13 protein-coding genes and 1 riboswitch are annotated in these 19,418 nt (G+C 66.3%); of the genes, 4 read left to right on the top strand and 9 right to left on the bottom strand.

The features are described from left to right. Nucleotides 1-179: 179 nt before the first annotated feature. From hydA to U5809_RS31135, 5 genes are all read right to left on the bottom strand, one after another. Nucleotides 180-1,637 carry a dihydropyrimidinase gene (hydA, locus tag U5809_RS31155; RefSeq protein ID WP_322089336.1) on the bottom strand — a complete coding sequence of 486 codons (1,458 nt, stop codon included), beginning with the start codon at nt 1,635-1,637 and terminating at the stop codon, nt 180-182. A 52-nt stretch (nt 1,638-1,689) separates the two neighbouring features. Then, entirely contained in the window at nt 1,690-3,198 is a 1,509-nt protein-coding gene (locus tag U5809_RS31150; protein ID WP_322089335.1) for an NCS1 family nucleobase:cation symporter-1, read from the bottom strand. Between the two features lie 106 nt (nt 3,199-3,304). Continuing rightward, entirely contained in the window at nt 3,305-4,618 is a 1,314-nt protein-coding gene (gene preA, locus U5809_RS31145; protein ID WP_176051753.1) for an NAD-dependent dihydropyrimidine dehydrogenase subunit PreA, read from the bottom strand. Nucleotides 4,619-4,672: 54 nt separating this feature from the next. Beyond that, entirely contained in the window at nt 4,673-6,010 is a 1,338-nt protein-coding gene (locus U5809_RS31140; RefSeq protein WP_322089334.1) for an NAD(P)-dependent oxidoreductase, read from the bottom strand. A gap of 127 nt (nt 6,011-6,137) precedes the next feature. Beyond that, the gene (locus U5809_RS31135; RefSeq protein WP_322089333.1) at nt 6,138-7,418 is read right to left on the bottom strand and encodes a Zn-dependent hydrolase; all 1,281 of its coding nucleotides are present in this window, start codon (nt 7,416-7,418) and stop codon (nt 6,138-6,140) included. Nucleotides 7,419-7,773: 355 nt separating this feature from the next. On the opposite strand from U5809_RS31135, the gene U5809_RS31130 reads away from it, so the two are divergent. Then, nucleotides 7,774-8,472 carry a TetR/AcrR family transcriptional regulator gene (locus U5809_RS31130; protein WP_322089332.1) on the top strand — a complete coding sequence of 233 codons (699 nt, stop codon included), beginning with the start codon at nt 7,774-7,776 and terminating at the stop codon, nt 8,470-8,472. A gap of 90 nt (nt 8,473-8,562) precedes the next feature. Here U5809_RS31130 and betA read toward each other — a convergent pair whose 3' ends face one another. The 4 genes from betA to speB all read right to left on the bottom strand — a co-directional run bounded on the left by betA (nt 8,563) and on the right by speB (nt 14,559). Further along, nucleotides 8,563-10,248: a choline dehydrogenase gene (gene betA, locus U5809_RS31125; protein WP_322089331.1), complete on the bottom strand. Its 1,686-nt coding sequence runs from the start codon at nt 10,246-10,248 to the stop codon at nt 8,563-8,565. 40 nt (nt 10,249-10,288) lie between these two features. Then, the gene (locus U5809_RS31120) at nt 10,289-11,797 is read right to left on the bottom strand and encodes a purine-cytosine permease family protein (protein ID WP_322089329.1); all 1,509 of its coding nucleotides are present in this window, start codon (nt 11,795-11,797) and stop codon (nt 10,289-10,291) included. Nucleotides 11,798-11,959: 162 nt separating this feature from the next. Continuing rightward, the gene (locus tag U5809_RS31115; RefSeq protein ID WP_282512528.1) at nt 11,960-13,468 is read right to left on the bottom strand and encodes an aldehyde dehydrogenase family protein; all 1,509 of its coding nucleotides are present in this window, start codon (nt 13,466-13,468) and stop codon (nt 11,960-11,962) included. 113 nt (nt 13,469-13,581) lie between these two features. After that, a complete protein-coding gene (speB, locus tag U5809_RS31110) occupies nt 13,582-14,559 on the bottom strand; it encodes an agmatinase (protein WP_322089328.1) in 978 nt (325 codons plus the stop codon). A 158-nt stretch (nt 14,560-14,717) separates the two neighbouring features. Between speB and U5809_RS31105 the strand changes: the two genes are divergently transcribed. From U5809_RS31105 to gcvP, 3 genes are all read left to right on the top strand, one after another. Then, a complete protein-coding gene (locus U5809_RS31105) occupies nt 14,718-15,641 on the top strand; it encodes a LysR family transcriptional regulator (protein ID WP_322089327.1) in 924 nt (307 codons plus the stop codon). A 193-nt stretch (nt 15,642-15,834) separates the two neighbouring features. Beyond that, nucleotides 15,835-15,921, top strand: a riboswitch (glycine riboswitch). A gap of 229 nt (nt 15,922-16,150) precedes the next feature. Beyond that, nucleotides 16,151-16,525 carry a glycine cleavage system protein GcvH gene (gene gcvH, locus U5809_RS31100; protein ID WP_322089326.1) on the top strand — a complete coding sequence of 125 codons (375 nt, stop codon included), beginning with the start codon at nt 16,151-16,153 and terminating at the stop codon, nt 16,523-16,525. Next, complete coding sequence (gcvP, locus tag U5809_RS31095; protein ID WP_415877974.1) at nt 16,522-19,401, top strand: aminomethyl-transferring glycine dehydrogenase; 2,880 nt, start codon at nt 16,522-16,524, stop codon at nt 19,399-19,401. Before gcvH ends, gcvP begins: the two co-directional genes overlap by 4 nt. Nucleotides 19,402-19,418 lie beyond the last annotated feature (17 nt).

Genomic DNA, 19,418 nt, shown 5'->3' with positions numbered 1-19,418 from the left:
TGTTACTCGCTCGATGCGCACGCCTGCAACGACGTCAAAATCGCTGCGTTCCATCGCATCGATCATTGCTTCCTTCGTACTTCTCCAATTCGATCAGTTGTACTACCCGCCATGCGTAAACGTGTTCGGGGCGTGCCGTTCGCCGCTCGAACGGACACGCCCCGCATGACCTGCGTCGTTCAACCCGCGCGTTCAACCGGATGCGGCTCGCGCAGCCGGTTCGCGATCCGCGCGGCCTCGTAGTAGCCGGCCGCCGGCGGGCGCTTCAGATAACGGCCCGCGCCGCGCTCCGCGCGCAATTCGCCGTCGGCCCACGCGAGCGCACCGCGCGTGAGCGTGTGCGTCGCCACGCCCTGCACCGTCATTCCTTCGAACACGTTGAAGTCGACCTGCTGGTGATGGGTCTTGACCGAAATCGTCTTCGTCGCGGCCGGGTCCCACACGACGAGATCGGCATCGGCGCCGACCTGCACCGCGCCCTTGCGCGGATACAGGTTGAAGATCTGCGCGGCGTTCGTCGACGTGATCCGCACGAACTCGTTCGGCGTGATGCGCCCATGATTCACACCGTGATGCCACAGCACCGACATGCGATCCTCGACACCGCCGCAGCCATTCGGGATCTTCGTGAAATCGTCGCGGCCCATCGCCTTCTGCGACGCGCAGAACACGCAGTGGTCGGTCGCCGTCGTATGCAACTGCCCCGACTGCAGCCCGCGCCACAGCGCCTCGCGATGCTCGGCCGAGCGGAACGGCGGGCTCATCACGTGCGCGGCCGCACGCGTCCAGTCCGGGTCGCGATAGACCGCCTCGTCGATCACGAGGTGACCCGGCAGCACCTCGCCGAACACGCGCAGCCCTTCGCTGCGCGCGTGGGTAATCACATCGACCGCGTCCTTCGCCGACACGTGCACGATATACACGGGCACGCCGAGCACCTGTGCGATGCGGATCGCGCGGTTCGCGGCCTCGCCCTCGACCTCCGGCGGCCGCGACAGCGGATGCGCCTCCGGCCCGGTCATCCCGCGCGCGAGCAGCGCCTTTTGCAGCTGGAACACCAGCTCGCCGTTCTCCGCGTGCACGGTTGGCAGCGCGCCGAGTTCGAGCGAACGCGTGAAGCTGTTCACGAGAACCTCGTCGTCGGCCATGATCGCGTTCTTGTAGGCCATGAAGTGCTTGAAGCTCGACACGCCGTGCTCGCGCACGAGCGTGCCCATGTCCCGGTGCACGCTCTCGTCCCACCACGTCACGGCCACGTGGAAGCCGTAATCGGAAGCCGACTTCTCGGCCCAGCCGCGCCATTCGCGGAAAGCGTCCATCAGCGGCTGCTTCGGGCTCGGGATCACGAAGTCGATGATGCTCGTCGTGCCGCCCGACAGCCCCGCGGCCGTACCCGAGTAGAAATCGTCGCTCGCGGTCGTGCCCATGAACGGCAGTTCCATGTGCGTATGCGGATCGATGCCGCCCGGCATCACGTACTGGTCGTGCGCGTCGACGACGGTTGCGCCGGCGGGCGCGTCGATCTTCTCGGCGATCTGCAGGATCGTGCCGCCGTCCTGCGGGTCCGCGCAAAGGACGTCCGCGCGATAGGAGCGGTCCGCATCGACCACGGTGCCGCCACGAATCAGGATTGCCATCTGGTTGCCTCCTCGTTGACTGTCGGGTGCCGCACGACACGCATCTCGCGCGTCATGCGCTCGCGATCTGCGCGCGCTGTCCGGCGCGCCACTTCATCCAGGTGCCGTACACGCACGACGCCAGCACGAGGCCGACGAACCACGCGTACGTGTAAAGCGTGTTGAAGAAGGCCGGCACGTTCGGAAACGACGCCGGAAATGCCGTGTGCAGGAAGCCGGGCAGGTTCGGCAGCACGCCGACCGCGAGCGCGGCCAGCGCGGCCGGGTTCCAGCCGCGCGCGTAGCTGAAGCCGCCGCGTTCGTCGAACAGCGCGCGCGTATCGAGCTGCGTGCCGCGAATCAGGAAGTAGTCGACCATCAGGATGCCCGCGACGGGCCCGAGCAGCGCCGAATAACCGACGAGCCAGGTGAAGATATAGCCGTCCGTCGTCGCGAGGATTTTCCACGGCATCATCACGATCGCGATCGTCGCGGTAATCATCCCGCCGGTGCGGTACGAGATGGCCTTCGGCCACAGGCTCGAGAAATCGTACGCGGGACCGACCAGATTCGCGGCGAGGTTGCAGCACATCGTGTCGAGCGTGAGGATCACGAGCGCGATGCCCACGCCGATCCCCGTCATCCGGCTCGTCAGGTCGATCGGATCCCAGATCGCGTTGCCGTAGATCACGACGGTGGCCGACGTCACGACGACCGACACCACCGACAGCAGCGCCATCGGCAGCGGCAACCCGATCGACTGCCCGATCATCTGGTCGCGCTGCGAATGCGCGAAGCGCGTGAAGTCGGGAATGTTCAGCGCAAGCGTCGCCCAGAAGCCGACCATCGCGGTCAGGCCCGGCCAGAACGTCGCCCAGAACATCCCGGCCTTCTTGCCGCCGGCCGCGAACTGCGACGGCGCCGACAGCATCGAGCCGAACCCGCCGGCCTTCGACGTTGCCCACCACACGAGCGCCACGCACATCACGACCTTGATCGGCGCGGACCAGCTCTCGAGCCAGCGGATCGAATCGGTGCCGTGCCAGATGAAGTAGATCTGCAGCGCCCAGAACACGAGGAAGCACGCGAGCTGCCCGAACCCGATGCCGACGACCGGCAGCGCCGCGCCGTGCAGCGCGTTGCCGGTCAGGATGTTCAGCAGCGTGTAGATCGCGCTGCCGCCGAGCCAGGTCTGGATGCCGTACCAGCCGCACGCGACGATCGCGCGCAACAGCGCCGGCAGCTTCGCGCCCTGCGTGCCGAACGACGCGCGCACGAGCACCGCGTACGGAATCCCGTGCTTCGCGCCCGCATGGCCGATCAGCAGCATCGGCACGAGCACGATCAGGTTGCCGAGCAGCACCGTCGTCACCGCCTGCCACGGCGACATGCCTTCCTGGATCAGCCCGGCCGCGAGCATGTACGACGCGATGTTCATCACCATCCCGACCCACAGCGCCGCGAAGTGATACCACTTCCACGTGCGCTGCGCCGGCGTCGTCGGCGCGAGGTCGTCGTTGTACAGGCTGCCGCCGTGCGCCGCGGCGCTTTCGGGATCGGCGGGATTCGCTGCAGATTTCATCGATCGCACTCCACGCAAAACGTCAGCGCCGGCATCATACGATGCCGGCCCAGGGGGTAACGAAAAGCGGCGGTGCGGAAGGTCCCGCGCCACCGGACGCCGGTCGTCAGGCAGCCTTCTTCGCGTGCTTCTCGGGTGCCGCCGCCGCACCTGCACCCGCATCCGCGCTCGCCGGATTGTTCGGATGCGTGGTCCAGTTCGCGTAGTCGCCCGAATCGACACGCTCCATCGTGATGCATTGCTCGACCGGACACACGTGCATGCAAAGATTGCACCCGACACATTCCGAATCGACCACTTCGAAGTGCCGCACGCCGTCCTTCGTCGCGGTGATCGCCTGGTGCGACGTGTCCTCGCATGCGATATGGCACAGCCCGCACTGGATGCAGCGATCCTGGTCGATGCGCGCCTTGATGTCGTACTTCAGGTTCAGGTATTTCCAGTCGGTGACGTTCGGCACCGCGCGGCCGCGGATGTCGTCGAGCGTCGCGTAGCCCTTCTCGTCCATCCAGTTCGACAGCCCGTCGGCGAGGTCCGACACGATCCGGAATCCGTAATGCATCGCGGCGGTGCACACCTGCACGCTGCCGGCACCGAGCACCATGAACTCGGCCGCGTCGCGCCACGACGAGATGCCGCCGATGCCCGAGATCGGCAGGTCCGGCGTTTCCGGATCGCGCGCGATCTCGGCCACCATGTTCAGCGCGATCGGCTTGACCGCCGGGCCGCAATAACCGCCGTGCGTGCCCTTGCCGTCGACGGTCGGCATCGGCGCCATGTGGTCGAGATCTACCGCGACGATCGAGTTGATCGTATTGATCAGCGACACGCCGTCCGCGCCGCCCTTGTACGCGGCGCGCGATCCCATCCGGATGTCGCTGATGTTCGGCGTGAGCTTCACGAGGCACGGCAGCTTCGTGCCTTCCTTCACCCAGCGCGTGACCATCTCGACATATTCGGGCACCTGCCCGACGGCCGCGCCCATCCCGCGTTCGCTCATCCCGTGCGGGCAGCCGAAATTCAGCTCCACCGCGTCGGCCCCCGTATCCTCGACGAGCGGCAGGATCCATTTCCAGTCGCGTTCGTTGCACGGCACCATCAGCGACACGATCAGCGCACGATCCGGCCAGTCGCGCTTCACTTGCGCGATCTCTCTCAGGTTCACGTCGAGCGGACGGTCGGTGATCAGCTCGATGTTGTTCAGCCCCGCCATGCGCTGCCCGTTCCACTGCACGGCGCCGTAGCGCGAACTGACGTTGACGACGTGCGGATCGAGCCCGAGCGTCTTCCAGACGACGCCGCCCCAGCCCGCCTCGAATGCGCGGTTGACGTTGTAGGCCTTGTCGGTCGGCGGCGCGGACGCGAGCCAGAAGGGATTCGGCGAGGTAATGCCTGCGATGGTGCAGCGAAGGTCGGCCATGTTCGGCTCCGTGAGAATGGGGTCGTGATCGGTGTGCTCGGGTGCGCCGTGCGCTCAGGCCGCCTTCGCGTCGCGTGCGGCGAGCGCCGCGTCGATCGACGCGGCCGCGCGCTTGCCGTCCTGCACGGCCTGCACCGTGAGGTCGACGCCGTCCGTCGCCGCGCAATCGCCGCCGGCCCACACGTCGGGCAGCGCCGTGCGCCCGTCCGCCTCCACCGCGATGCGCGTGCCGTCGGCCGTCAGCAACGCGGCCGCGACACCGTCAGGCGCCAGCGTCTGGCCGATCGCCTTCAGCACCATGTCCGCATCGACGGTGAAACGCTCGCCCGATGCGCCCTCGAATTCGACGCCCGTCACCTGCCCGTTCACGCCCGCGATGCGTACGGGCTTCGCGTGCGTGACGAGCGCCACGCCGCTCTTCTGCGCAAATTCGCGCTCGGCCCACGTCGCGCTCATTTCGTCGACGCCGCGCCGATACACCATCGTCACACGCTCGGCGCCGAGCTTGCGGCTCTGCACGGACGCATCGATGGCCGTATTGCCGCCGCCGATCACGACCACGCGCCGTCCGACCGGCACGTTCTCGAGCCCGTCGGCCTGCCGCACCTGTTCGATGAAGTCGACCGCGTTCATCACGCCGCCGAGTTGCTCGCCGTCGATCGCAAGCGCCCGCACGCCGCCGAGGCCCATCGCGAGGAACACCGCGTCGTGCTGCTCGCGCAGCGCGTCGAGCGTCACGTCGCGTCCGAGCGCGACGCCCGTTTCCAGCGTGATGCCCCCTACCGACAGCAGCCACTCGACTTCGCGCTGCGCGAAATCGTCGACCGTCTTGTACGCGGCGATCCCGTATTCGTTGAGGCCGCCGGCCTTCGGGCGCGCATCGAACAGCGTGACGCGATGCCCGGCCAGCGCGAGCCGGTGCGCGCACGCGAGCCCGGCCGACCCTGCGCCGACCACCGCGACGTGGCGGCCCGTCTCGGGCGCGCGCCGGAACTGCACCGCACCGGTTTCCATCGCCCAGTCGGTCGCATGCCGCTGCAGCGCGCCGATCGCGACGGGCTGCGCATCCTGGTGATTCCGCACGCACGCGCCTTCGCACAGGATCTCGGTCGGGCACACGCGCGCGCACATCCCACCGAGCGGATTCGCGGAGAGGATGTCGGTCGCGGCGCCTTTCAGGTTGCCGTTGCCGATCTTGCGGATGAAGCTCGGGATGTCGATCTGCGTCGGGCACGCCTGCACGCACGGCGCGTCGTAGCAGTAGTGGCAGCGACTCGCGGCGGCCGCGGCGGCGGTCGGATCGAGCAGCGGTGCGATATCGGAGAATTCGCACGAGAGTTGCGTGGACGACAGGCGATGCGCGGCGATATCGCCGGTTGGCTTGGTGGTCATACGCGTTCCTTCGACTGAGTGGAGACAAAGCCGTCCCCGCCGGCTGTAAACGCACAGTCGGGGCGGTCATGCTGAGGAATCCTGTAGTCAGGCGATACGCAGCCTCCGGGCTGCTACGGTCGATGCGTCATGAAGCCGGCTCGCATGCGCGCGACAGCATCGCGTGCAGCAACACGTTCGCGCCGGCCTCGATCCATGCGGGCGTCGCGTCCTCGATCTCGTTGTGGCTGATGCCGTCGACACACGGCACGAACACCATCGATGTCGGCGCGACCTGAGCCAGATAACATGCGTCGTGCCCTGCGCCCGACACGATGTTGCGATGCGAATAGCCGAAGCGATCGGCCGCGCCACGCACGGCTTCGACGCACGCGGCATCGAACGCGACCGGCTTGTAATAGAAGATCTGCTCGAGTTCCGTTTCGAGCCCGATGTCGGCCGCGATGCGCGCGACACCGTCGCGCAGTGCGGCATCCATCTTCGCGAGCACGGCATCGTCCGGATGCCGGAAGTCGACGGTGAAGAACACGCGGCCCGGAATCACGTTGCGCGAGTTAGGGTGAACCTGCATCATGCCGACCGTCGCGCAGCCGAACGGGGCATGATCGAGGCCGATCCCGTTGACGAGATCGACCACGCGCGCCGCACCGAGCAGCGCATCGCGGCGACGCGGCATCGGCGTCGGCCCCGCATGCGCTTCCTGGCCGGTGAATGTGATCTCGTACCAGCGCTGCCCCTGCGCGTCGGTCACGACGCCGATCGTCTTGCATTCCGCTTCGAGAATCGGCCCCTGTTCAATATGCAGCTCGAACGCCGCGTGCAGCTTGCGCCCGCCGCACGGCACGTCGCCCGCGTAGCCGATGCGCGCCAGTTCCTCGCCGATCGTCTTGCCGTCCACGTCCTTGCGCGACAGCCCGTATTCGAGCGAAAACACGCCGGCGAACACGCCGGACGCGACCATCGCGGGGGCGAAGCGCGAGCCTTCCTCGTTGGTCCAGATCACGACCTCGACCGGATGCTCGGTCTCGATCCCGTGATCGTTGAGACTGCGAATCACCTCGAGGCCGCCGAGCACGCCGTAGATACCGTCGAAGCGGCCGCCGGTCGGCTGCGAATCCGCGTGCGAGCCCGTGACGACCGGCGCCGCGTCGGCCACGCGGCCCGCGCGGCGCATGAACACGTTGCCCATCGTATCGACCGTCACCGTGCAGCCGGCGGCCTTCGCCCAGCCGACGATCAGGTCGCGGCCGGCCTTGTCGAGATCGGTCAGCGCGAGGCGGCATACGCCGCCTTTCGGCGTTGCGCCGATCTTCGCGACTTCCATCAGGCTGTCCCACAACCGCTTCCCGTCGACCTTGATCGACGTGTCGAACGCTGCCCGCTTCACTGTTTCCGATACCGCATTCATTCGTATCGCTCCTGTGGGGTCGGTAATGTCGTCAGCCGGTCTGTGCCGGTGCGTGTCATGCCTGTTTCGGGGCAACGCCGCCCAAGCGCGGTGCATGCCCCGATCGTTCGCGAAGTTCGTCCGACGAATCGGGTCGAAAGGTTTCCGCCGCTCATCGAATCCTGTCCGATTGGACAGGTTTTAGACGATCAAAATGACCAAAGCAATGTCTTTCTTGCGGGAATCTTTAGAGCGAGAAACGTGCCATCGCAATGCAGCATCGCGGCGGACGCGCGATATCCGCATGCGTGCGTTCGACGCGGATCAGCGGCTAGAATGAAGCCCAACGCGGCATGCCCGCCGCGCGAGGGTAACGATGAGACATGACGAGGCGGCAACCGAAGCCACCGACAGCGACGAAACGTCCGCCCCTTTGCGGCGACGCAAGGCACACATCCGCGAGTCCAACGAAGCGCATCTGCTCGCCTGTGCGGAGGCCGTGTTCGCCGAACGCGGGCTCGACGGCGCGAGCACCGCGATGATCGCGGAACGCGCCGGTTTGCCGAAAGCGAACCTGCATTACTACTTCCCGACGAAGCTCGCGCTGTACCGCCGCGTGCTCGATGACCTGTTCGAGGACTGGCATCGCGCGGCCGGTTCGTTCGAGGCCGGTGACGATCCGGTGGAAGCGATCGGCGGCTACGTGCGCGCGAAGATGGCGCTGTCGCAGCGGCGCCCGCTCGGCTCGAAGGTCTGGGCCAACGAGATCATCCACGGCGCGGAGCACATGCAGGACATCCTGTCGGAACGCGTGAAGCCGTGGTTCGACAGGCGCGTGAGCGTGATCGACGGCTGGATCGCACGCGGGCTGCTCGCGCCGATCGACGCGCATGCGCTGATGTACCTGATCTGGGCGACCACGCAACACTACGCGGATTTCGATGCGCAGATCCGCGCGCTGAGCGGCAAGCGCACCTTCACGAAGAAGGCGTTCGACGAGAAGACCGAGCAGGTCGTGCAGCTCGTGATTCGCGCATGCGGCGCGGTGTCGCCGAACGCGAAGCCCGAGCGGTGACAGGGCAGCCCGCCGCTCGCGCGCGGCTGCCGGTGCGAACATATCCGTCGCGTGCCGGCCGCCAGGCCAACGCGCGACGTCGTACCGCACTTACACCGCGACCTTGCGCTTCGGCGCCCCGGTGCGCTGCTGCGCTTCCCACTTCTCGACCAAACCGACCGCGGCATCGGACGGTGCGAGCATCCTGCGGCCACGCACGAGATCGGCGGCGCGCTCGGCGAGCATGATGGTCGGTGCATTCAGGTTCCCGTTCGGCTCGGTCGGGAACACCGACGAATCGATCACGCGCAGCCCCTGAACGCCGCGCACGCGCAGTTCCGAATCGACCACCGCCATGTCGTCCTCGCCCATCCGGCACGAACCGCACGGATGCATCGTGCTCTCCATGTTCGCGCGCACGAACGCGTCGATTTCGTCGTCGGTCTTCACGTCCGGACCGGGCGCCAGCTCGACCCCGCGGAAGCGGTCCATCGCCGGCTGCCCGACGATCTCGCGCGTCAGGCGCACGCAGCGACGGAAGCCCTCACGATCCTCTTCCCGATCCAGATAGTTGAAGCGGATCTCGGGATGTTCGTACGGGTCGGCGGAACGCACGCGGACATGCCCGCGGCTCTTCGGCTTGTTCGGCCCGGTAAGCACCATGAAGCCGTGCCCCTTGTACGGCTTGTCGCCGTCGTAACGCATGGCCGCCGGCAGGAAATGGAACTGGATGTCCGGCCAGCGCAGGCCGGCTTCGGACCGGATGAAGCCGCCTGCTTCGAAGTGGTTGCTCGCGCCGAGCCCGTCCTTGAACAGCAGCCAGCGCAGGCCGATCATCGCCTTGCCGAACAGGCCCATTTTGCCGTTGAGCGACACCGGTTCCTTGCACTCGTACTGAATGTAGATTTCCGAGTGATCCTGCAGGTTCTCGCCGACGCCCTGCAGATCGTGCACGACCGCGATCCCGGCCTGGCGCAGCACGTCCGCCGGCCCGATGCCCGAGCGCTGCAGCAGATGCGGCGAGCCGATCGGCCCGGACGACACCAGCACCTCGCGCGAGCAGCGCACCGTATGCCGGACGCCGCCCTGTTCATAGATCACGCCGACCGCGCGCTTGCCTTCCATCACGATCTGGCGGGTCATCGCGTGCGTGACGACGGTCAGGTTCGGACGCTGCATCGCCGGGCGCAGGTACGCGTTGGCCGTCGACCACCGCACGCCGTTCTTGACCGTCATGTGCATCGCGCCGAACCCTTCCTGCATGTAGCCGTTGCAGTCGTCGGTCTTGATGTAGCCCGCCTCGGCACCCGCTTCCACCCACGCGCCATACAACGGATTCTGCATGTTGTTGCCGTTGTTGGTGCTGAGCGGGCCGTCCGCGCCGCGGTACGCATCGCCGCCGAACTTGTAGCCTTCAGCCTTGCGGAAATATGGCAGGCAGTTGCGGTATCCCCAGCCGCGCGCACCGAGCGATTCCCATTCGTCGAAATCACACGCATGTCCGCGGATATAGACGAGGCCGTTGATCGACGACGAGCCGCCGAGCACCTTGCCGCGCGGGCAGTGCAGGCGGCGTCCGTCCAGCTTCGGCTCGGGCGCGGTCTCGTAGTGCCAGTTGAACCTCTTCGTGTTCATCGGCATCGAGAAGGCGCTCGGCATCTGGATGATCACGCTGCGATCGCTGCCGCCGTATTCCAGCACCAGCACGCTGACGTTCGAATCTTCGGTCAGGCGGTTGGCCAGCACGCAGCCGGCCGAACCGGCACCCACGATGATATAGTCGTATTGCTTAGTCATCTTGATTATCCAGCTCGATGATTGGTATTCGTACGCCGCGTCAGCTGCGCTTCTTCTCGCCGGTCGTGTATTCCGGCATATGCGCTTCGATCTGCGCGATTTCCGCTTCCTCGCGCTGCAGGTCCAGCGAGCGGCTGAGCACGTAGTACACGAGCGCCGACACGATCAGCCCGACCAGCCAGGCCAGGTCGACACTGCCCATCGCCTTCGCGAGTGGACCGACGTACACCTCGCGATCGCCGTCGAAGATGCAGAAGAACGGGATCATCGACACGAATCCGATCAGGTAGGACAGCAGGCCGCGCCCACCCCAGTTTCCGTACAGGCTGTCGCGCGGACGGAAGAAATGCGGCACCGCGTAGCGGCCCTTGCGCACGAAGAAGTAGTCGGTCAGGTTGACCGCCGTCCACGGCACGAGGAAATACAGCATCACGACCAGATAGATGTTGAGTACCGACAAGCCCGATCCCGATTCGTAGATGCGCAGTGCGACGCCGAACTGCAGCAGCACGACGAACAGGATCGCGAGGATCCGTACTTTCGCGGTCGGCTCGATCTTCCGGAACGAATCGACGCTCGTGATGGCCGTCAGCTTCGCGCTGTAGATGTTCATCGCGATCACCGGGAGGAACGCCAGGATCGTGATCGCAACGACGATGCCGCCCAGTTGCGGCGCGATCCCGGCGCCGACCGTATGGAGCGCGACGAGCACGTCGGTGGCGTGCAGGTGTGCGCCAAGCCATCCGCCCACTGCGATCATCCACGCACCGGACAGCGACGCGCCGACGAACACCGCGGCAATCAGCCTGCCGCTCGGCGTGTTCTTCGGCAGGTAGCGCGAATAGTCCGACACGTACGGCGCATACGCGATGTTGTAGCTGGCCGCCGCCGCGAACTGCGCGATGAAGCCGGTCCAGTTGAAGCCCAGCGGGACTGCGGGCGCGCTGCCCGCGGCCGCGGGCGCATCATGAATCCAGCCGGTCAGCACGGCCAGCGTCACGAGGCCGTAGAGCGGCAGCGACAGATACAGCGACCATTTGAACGTCCGGTGCATCCAGTCGTGGCCGAGAATCGCCAGGATCGTGGCCGGCACCGTCACGACCAGCGCGACCCGCATCGGATCCCAGTGGAACAGCGTCTTCAGGCCCTGCATCATCAGCACGAGGTTGACGATGTTGAAGCCCGCGAACACGAACAGCGTCGCCAACAGCACGAGCACCACGCCGCGGTAGCCGAACTGCGCGCGCGACTGGATCATCTGCGGCAACCCGAGATGCGGCCCCTGCGAGCCGTGGAAGGCCATGAACAGCGTGCCGAACATGATGCCGAGCGTGCCGGCGACGGTCGTCCAGAAGGCATCGAGGCCGACGCTCGGCCCGACGAAGCCGATGGTCATCGTGAAGAACGTGAAATTCCCGACGAACCAGAACGGCCCCTGGCTGGCCAACCTGTCGGTCCGCTCGCTTTCCGGGACGAAGTCGATCGAATGCGCTTCGATGGCGCCGTGGTCGCCGCGCGGCGCCTTCAATACGTTTGTTTCTGCTTGCATGTCGTACCCCATGGTTTCTTTCAAAGGGCGAAGCAGTGCGAATTCATCAGACCTGTTCAAACGAACGGGTCGACGGCTTCATGTCAGGACCGTGCCGCGTCCGGCCGACTGCAAGTTTTTACCATGCATGCCGGCACGAAGCGACACGTCACGCGCTACCGCTCAGGGCAGCGTCATGCAAACCGTCTTGGTCTCCATCAGGTAGTCGAGCTGCTCGGGTCCGAGGTCCTTGCCGAATCCGGACGTCTTGAATCCGCCGAACGGGAGCGCCGGGTCGATCGTGCTGTGCGCATTCACGTAGACCGTACCCGCCTGCAGCTGCGGAATCAGCCCGTGCACGCGGCCGAGGTCGTTCGAATAAATCGCCGCGGCCAGGCCGAACGCCGAATCGTTCGCGAGCGTAACGGCCTCGTCGAGCGTGTCGAACGGCGCGGTCACGAGCACCGGCCCGAAGATCTCCTCGCGGACGATGCGCATGTCGTTGCGGCAGTTCGCGAAGATCGTCGGTTCGACGAAGTGGCCGGGGCCTGCCTGCGGACGCCCGCCGTAGCAGATTTCCGCACCTTCGCGGCGGCCGGCTTCGACGTACGACAGCACCGTATCCTTCTGCCGCGCCGATACGAGCGGGCTGATGAAGCAGTCGCGATCGAGGCCCGGCGCGATCTTCAGCGTCGACGTGTAGTCGGCCAGCGCCGCGAGAAAGCGGTCGTAGATATCGCGGTGAACATACGCGCGCGTGCCTGCATCGCACACCTGCCCGGAGTTGAAGAACACGCCGTTGGCCACCGCCTGCGCGGCGGCGCCGATATCGGCATCGTCGAGCACGAGCACCGGCGACTTCCCGCCGAGTTCCAGCGTCACGCGCTTGATATGCTGCACCGCGTTCTGCCCGACCGTGCGTCCGACCGGCGTCGAACCGGTGAAGGTCAGCTTGTCGATGCCCGGATGATTCGCCATCGCGGCGCCGATCACGCTGCCGCGACCGGTCACGATATTGACCACGCCGTCCGGAATGCCGGCTTCCTGGACCAGCTCGGCGAAGCGCAGCGTCGACAGCGACGTGAGCTCGGCCGGCTTGACGACGGTCGTGCAGCCGACCGCGAGCGCGGCCGCCAGCTTCCACGCCATGGTCTGCAACGGGTAGTTCCACGGCACGATCGCGCCGACGACGCCGATCGGTTCCTTGCGCGTATAGGCGAAGTAATTGCCGGGCAGCGACGGCTCGACCGTACGCCCATGCAGCTTCGACGCCCAGCCGGCGAAATAGCGGAACGTGTCGACGGTGCCCTGGATGTCGATCGCGCGGGCCTGCGCGACGGACTTGCCCATGTCGATCGATTCGATTTCGGCCAGTTCGTCCGCATGAGCTTCGATCAGGTCGGCCAGCCGGTGCAGCAGCCGCTCGCGCTCGAGCGGCTTCAGGCGGCGCCATTCGCCGCGATCGAACTGGTGACGCGCGGCGGCTACCGCACGATCGAGATCGTCGGTCGTCGCAAACGGGATCTGCGTGATGACGCCTTCGGTCGACGGTTCGGTGACGGTGCCGAACTGACCGTCGCTGCCATCCACCCACGCGCCGCCGATGAACATCTTCATCGGCGTTGCCAGAAAACTGCGGGTCGCCTGCGAAACGCCATGGCGATCGAGATATTGCGCTACAACGGCATCCATTTTGATTTTCCTTTGTGGCGTGCCCGCCCCCTCGCGACGAGGGGGCGCCGGGCAAAGCGGTAATGACTTCGGAGGTGCGGCGGGACGTTGGTCCCGCTTCCCGATACGGACGCTCAGCGCCCCTTCGCGAGACTGCGCGCGTGGAAAATGAAGCCGATGCTGTTCATCAGCAACTGCGCAGCGAGAATCGAGGTCGTACCGGTCGGGTCGTAGGCCGGCGCCACTTCCACCAGATCCATGCCGATGATGTTGCCGTGGCTGCGTTTCGCGAGGGCCTGGATGATCTCGAGCACTTCGTAGTACTGGAAACCTCCGTGGCTCGGCGTGCCCGTCCCCGGCGCGATCGACGGATCGAAGCCGTCGATGTCGATCGTGATGTAGTACGCACCGCGCTGCGGAATCCGTTCGAGCACGCCTTCGGTGCCGAGCCGCCGAACGTCACGCACCGACAGGATGCTGGAACCCGCGGCGCGCGCCGCGTCGTAGTCGCTGCGGTTCGACGACGACACGTTGCGGATGCCGAGCTGCGTCATGCCGACGATATGATCCATTTCCGACGCGCGGCGCAGCGGATTGCCGTGCCCGTACCGCACGCCGTGGCGCTCGTCGACGAAGTCGAGGTGCGCGTCGAAATGCACGATGTGAATCGGCCCGCGCCCTTCGAACGCCTTGATCACCGGCGCATGCACCGAATGATCGCCGCCGAGCACCACCGGCATCGCGCCGGAGGCGAGGATCTTGCGCACGGCCAGTTCGATGTTCGCGTTGCTGGTGGCCATGTCGGTGTGCACGATGTCGGCATCGCCAACGTCCACCATCCGGACCTGGTCCTCGGTCAGGTAGAGCGCGTCGTCCTCGTGGTCGTATGCACCTGCGTGTCCGAACGAGAACAGCGTCGACGCTTCGCGGATGCCGCGCGGACCGAAGCGCGCGCCTGAGCGCCACTGGGTGCCCATGTCGTTCGGTGCACCGAGGATCGCGACATCCGCGTCGATGTGCTCCCAGTCGAGACACACCGGCGCTTTCGCGAACGTGCAGTGACCGACGAACGGCAGGTTCAGCCTGCCTTTCTCATAGCTGTTGTTCTGCATTGTCTCCGTCTCCATTCGTATGGATCTGTTTTCATGCGCGCGGCGGTCCGCGCGCTTGCCTTTGCAGCCACTATGGGCAAGAATTTGCACCGGAAAAATAGCAAGCATCAGATGTTCATATCGGACTTTCCGATGCAATGAACGGCGCGGAGCGAGACATGAAGCAACTGCAGGACGTCGACCTGAAACTGCTCAGGATTTTCATGACCATCGTGAAATGCGGCGGCTTCTCCGCCGCGCAGGCGGCGCTGAACGTGAGCCAGTCGACCATCAGCGAACAGATGACGAGCCTCGAAACGCGCCTGGGCGTCAAGCTGTGCGAACGTGGGCGCAGCGGCTTTCGTCTGACGGAACACGGCGTCGCGACCTACGAATCCGCGCAGCGCCTGTTGGTCGCCGTCGAGGCGTTCTGCATGGACACCCATGCGCTCAAGCAGCGCATCTCGGGCAAACTCCATCTCGGCATCATCGACAACACGGTCACCGACACCGACGCCGTGCTGCCGCGCGCGCTGCGCCAGTTCGTGTCGCGCGGCCACGACGTCCAGCTCGACATCTACATCGGTACGCCGGCCGAACTCGAGGCGCGCGTGCTCGACGGGCGGCTGCATATCGCGATCGGCCACTTTCCGCTGACCGTCGCCGGCCTGTCCTACACGCACCTGTACGACGAACCCGACGGGCTCTACTGCAGCCGCTATCACCCGCTGTTCTCGAGCGACGCCACCGGCGATGCGCTGATCGAGCGTATCCGGCAGAGCCAGGTGGTCGCCCGTGCGTTCCTGCAGCAACGCGACCTGCAACTGCTCGAAAGCGGCAGCGCCGCCGCGACCGTCGACAACGTCGAAGCGCAGGCGATACTGATCCTGACCGGCGCCTATATCGGCTTTCTGCCCACGCACTATGCGAAGCAATGGGTCGATGCCGGCCGGATGCGTCAGATCGCGGCGGAACAACTGACGTCGACGTGGCCGTTCTCGTCGATCACTCGGCGCGGCGCCGCGCAGCCGACCGTGTTGCGTGCGTTCGTCGACGATCTGATGGCACACGCGGGCCGTCACGCCCCGTCCCCGGACAGATAGTCGGTATCGGATATTCGCTTCGGACTCCACCGAAGTATCGGCTCGCCGCGATCGCGGCAAAGCCTTGTCGCGCAACGCATTGCAGCGCCGTCGCCATGCCGGCGCCGCGCGCCGGCGTCCGTCCCCCGCCTGCGTCGGTTCAAACGAGGTGTTGACAGCGCGGCGCGCGTGCGACTAGATTGTCGCCAGCTATCGTGATGTGTCAGGAGAGACCGCCGTCCGGCGGCGCCGAAGGGGAATCGCCCCAGAAACTCTCAGGCAAAAGGACTGACACATCGATTAGCGCTCTGGAGAGTAGGCCTCTGGTCGCCGACCAAGCCTCGCCGAAGGAGAAGCGTCCCGTCGTCGGGTCGCGAATCTCTCAGGCAAATGGACAGAGGGGGCATCAGGCACGCAGCCTGGAATGCCCCGGTCTGGTCCGGATGCCGCGTCTCGCCCATCCTCCCGCCGTCGCCCTTCCGGCTTGCGTTGCCGTTCCACTTAACGCAACCCTGTCAGGAAGAGAGCATATGAGCGAGGTCAGGTACACCGAATCCCACGAATGGCTGCGTCTGGAAGCCGACGGCAGCGCGACGGTCGGCATCACCGATCATGCGCAGTCGCAGTTGGGCGATCTGGTCTATGTCGCGCTGCCCGGAGAAGGCGATGCGTTCGAGCAGCACGCCGAAGCGGCCACCGTCGAATCGGTCAAGGCGGCCGGCGAGGTCAAGATGCCGGTATCCGGCACCGTGCTGGCCGCGAACGACGCCCTCGGCGACACGCCGAGCCTCGTCAACGAAGCGGCGGAAGGCGACGGCTGGTTCTTCCGGATGCGCATCGACCGCCCGGAACAACTGGCCGGCCTGATGAACGCCGCCGCATATCGCGCGTATATCGGCGAATGACGGAGACGGCCATGAGTGCTTTCGATTCTCTCGCGCAACGCGAGTTGTTCGTGCGCCGCCACATCGGCCCCGATGCCGGCGAGCAGGCCGCGATGCTCACCGAACTCGGCGTGAACGGCATCGACGAACTGATGACGCAGGTGGTGCCGGCCACGATCCGCAGCGGGGCACCGCTCGCGCTGGCGTCGAGCTGCACCGAGGCCGAGGCCCTGGACAAGCTGGCCGCTTTGGCCGGCCGCAACCAGGTGTTCCGGTCCTTCATCGGGATGGGTTACCACGACACGCATACGCCTCCGGTCATCCAGCGCAACGTGCTGGAGAATCCGGCCTGGTACACGGCGTACACGCCGTATCAGCCGGAGATCTCGCAGGGCCGCCTGGAAGCGCTGCTCAACTTCCAGACGATGATCGCCGAGCTGACCGGCCTCGAAATCGCCAACGCGTCGATGCTCGACGAAGGCACGGCCGCCGCCGAGGCGATGACGTTCTGCCAACGCCTGGCGAAGTCGGACAGCCGCGTGTTCTTCGTCGCACGCGATTGCCATCCGCAGACTGTCGAGATCATCCGCACGCGCGCGGAGCCGATCGGCATCGAGGTCGTCGTCGGCGACCCGCGCCGCGACCTGGCCGGCGTCGGCTGTTTCGCCGCGCTGCTGCAATACCCGGGCACCTTCGGCGACATCCACGACTACCGCGACGTCGTCGAGACGCTGCACGCGAACGGCGCGCTGGCGGTAGTCTCCGCCGATTTGCTCGCGCTGACGCTGCTCGCGCCGCCGGGCGAATTCGGCGCCGACGTCGCGATCGGCACCACCCAGCGCTTCGGCGTACCGCTCGGCTTCGGCGGCCCGCATGCCGGCTACTTCGCCACGCGCGATGCGTTCAAGCGCACGATGCCCGGGCGGCTCGTCGGCGTGTCGGTCGATGCGCACGGCCGCCCGGCATTGCGCCTCGCGATGCAGACGCGCGAGCAGCACATCCGGCGCGAGAAGGCCACCAGCAACATCTGCACCGCGCAGGTACTGCTCGCCAACATCGCCGGCTTCTATGCGACCTACCATGGCCCGCACGGACTGACCACGATCGCGCGCCGCGTCCATCGCCTCACCGTCACGCTCGCCGCGGGCCTGCGCCAGCTCGGCCATGCGGTGCCGACCGAGTACTGCTTCGATACCGTCACGGTCGACAGCGGCAGCCATACCGGCGCCGTGCATGCGGCAGCGCACGCATGCCGCATGAACCTGCGTGCGATCAGCGAGCGGCAGATCGGCATCGCCCTCGACGAAACGACCACGCCCGACGATGTCGTGATGCTCTGGTCGATCTTCGCCGATGGCCGGGCCGTGCCCGATTTCGCGGCCGTCGAAGCGGCTGCCGCCGACGCGTTGCCCGCCGCGCTGCTGCGCCGCAGTGCGTTTCTCACGCATCCCGCATTCAACAGCCATCATTCGGAAACGCAGATGCTGCGCTACCTGCGCCAGCTCGCCGACCGCGATCTCGCGCTCGACCGCACGATGATTCCGCTCGGCAGCTGCACGATGAAGCTGAACGCGACCGTCGAGATGATGCCGATCACCTGGCCGGCGTTCGCGAAGCTGCATCCGTTCGCGCCGGCGGAACAGGCCGAAGGCTATCGCGCGCTCGCCCAGGAGCTCGAAGCGATGCTGTGTGCGATCACCGGCTACGACGCAGTGTCGCTGCAGCCGAACGCGGGCTCGCAAGGCGAATACGCGGGGCTGCTGGCGATCCGTGCATATCACGCGAGTCGCGGCGAGGCACAGCGCGACGTGTGCCTGATTCCGTCGTCCGCGCACGGCACCAACCCCGCATCGGCGCAGATGGTCGGCATGCAGGTCGTCGTCGTCAAATGCGACGACGACGGCAACGTCGACATCGACGACCTCGCGGCCAGGGCCGTGCAGTACAGCCGCAGGCTGGCCGCGATCATGATCACGTACCCGTCGACGCACGGCGTGTTCGAGGCACGCGTGCGCGACGCATGCGACATCGTCCATGCGCATGGCGGCCAGGTGTACATCGATGGCGCGAACATGAATGCGCTGGTCGGCCTCGCGCAACCTGGCGCATTCGGCGGCGACGTGTCGCACCTGAACCTGCACAAGACCTTCTGCATCCCGCACGGCGGCGGCGGCCCCGGCGTCGGCCCGATCGGCGTAAAGTCCCACCTCGCGCCGTTCCTGCCCGGTCACCGCGAAGGCCGCGTGCCCGGCATCGGCGCGGTGTCTGCCGCGCCGCTCGGCAGCGCGAGCATCCTGCCGATCACGTGGACCTACATCACGTTGATGGGCGCCGAAGGCCTCCGGCGCGCGACCGAGACGGCGATCCTCAACGCCAACTACGTCGCGAGCCGCCTCGCGCCGCACTATCCGATTCTTTACGCGGGCCCGAACGGCCGCGTCGCGCACGAATGCATCATCGACCTGCGGCCACTGAAGGACAGCAGCGGCATCAGCGTCGACGACGTCGCGAAGCGACTGATCGATTTCGGGTTCCACGCGCCGACGATGAGCTTCCCGGTCGCCGGCACGCTGATGATCGAACCGACCGAATCGGAATCGAAGGCGGAACTCGACCGCTTCATCGACGCGATGATCGCGATCCGCGCCGAAATCTCGGCCGTCGAAGCCGGCACGATGGACGCCGACGACAATCCGCTGAAGCATGCGCCGCACACGGCGGCCGAACTCGTCGGCGAATGGCGTCACGCCTATTCGCGCGAGCAGGCCGTCTATCCGCATGGCGTCGCGGCGATGGCTTCGGCCAAGTACTGGCCACCGGTTTCGCGCGTCGACAACGTATACGGCGACCGCAACCTGGTGTGCTCGTGCCCGCCGATCGAAGCGTATCAATCCTAGGACGGGCCGCTCCGGCC

It is taken from the genome of Burkholderia sp. BCC1999, from assembly GCF_905339975.1.
GTDB lineage: Bacteria > Pseudomonadota > Gammaproteobacteria > Burkholderiales > Burkholderiaceae > Burkholderia.
Note: the sequence above shows the minus strand (reverse complement) of the source record. Positions and strands in the feature narration are given on the sequence as shown.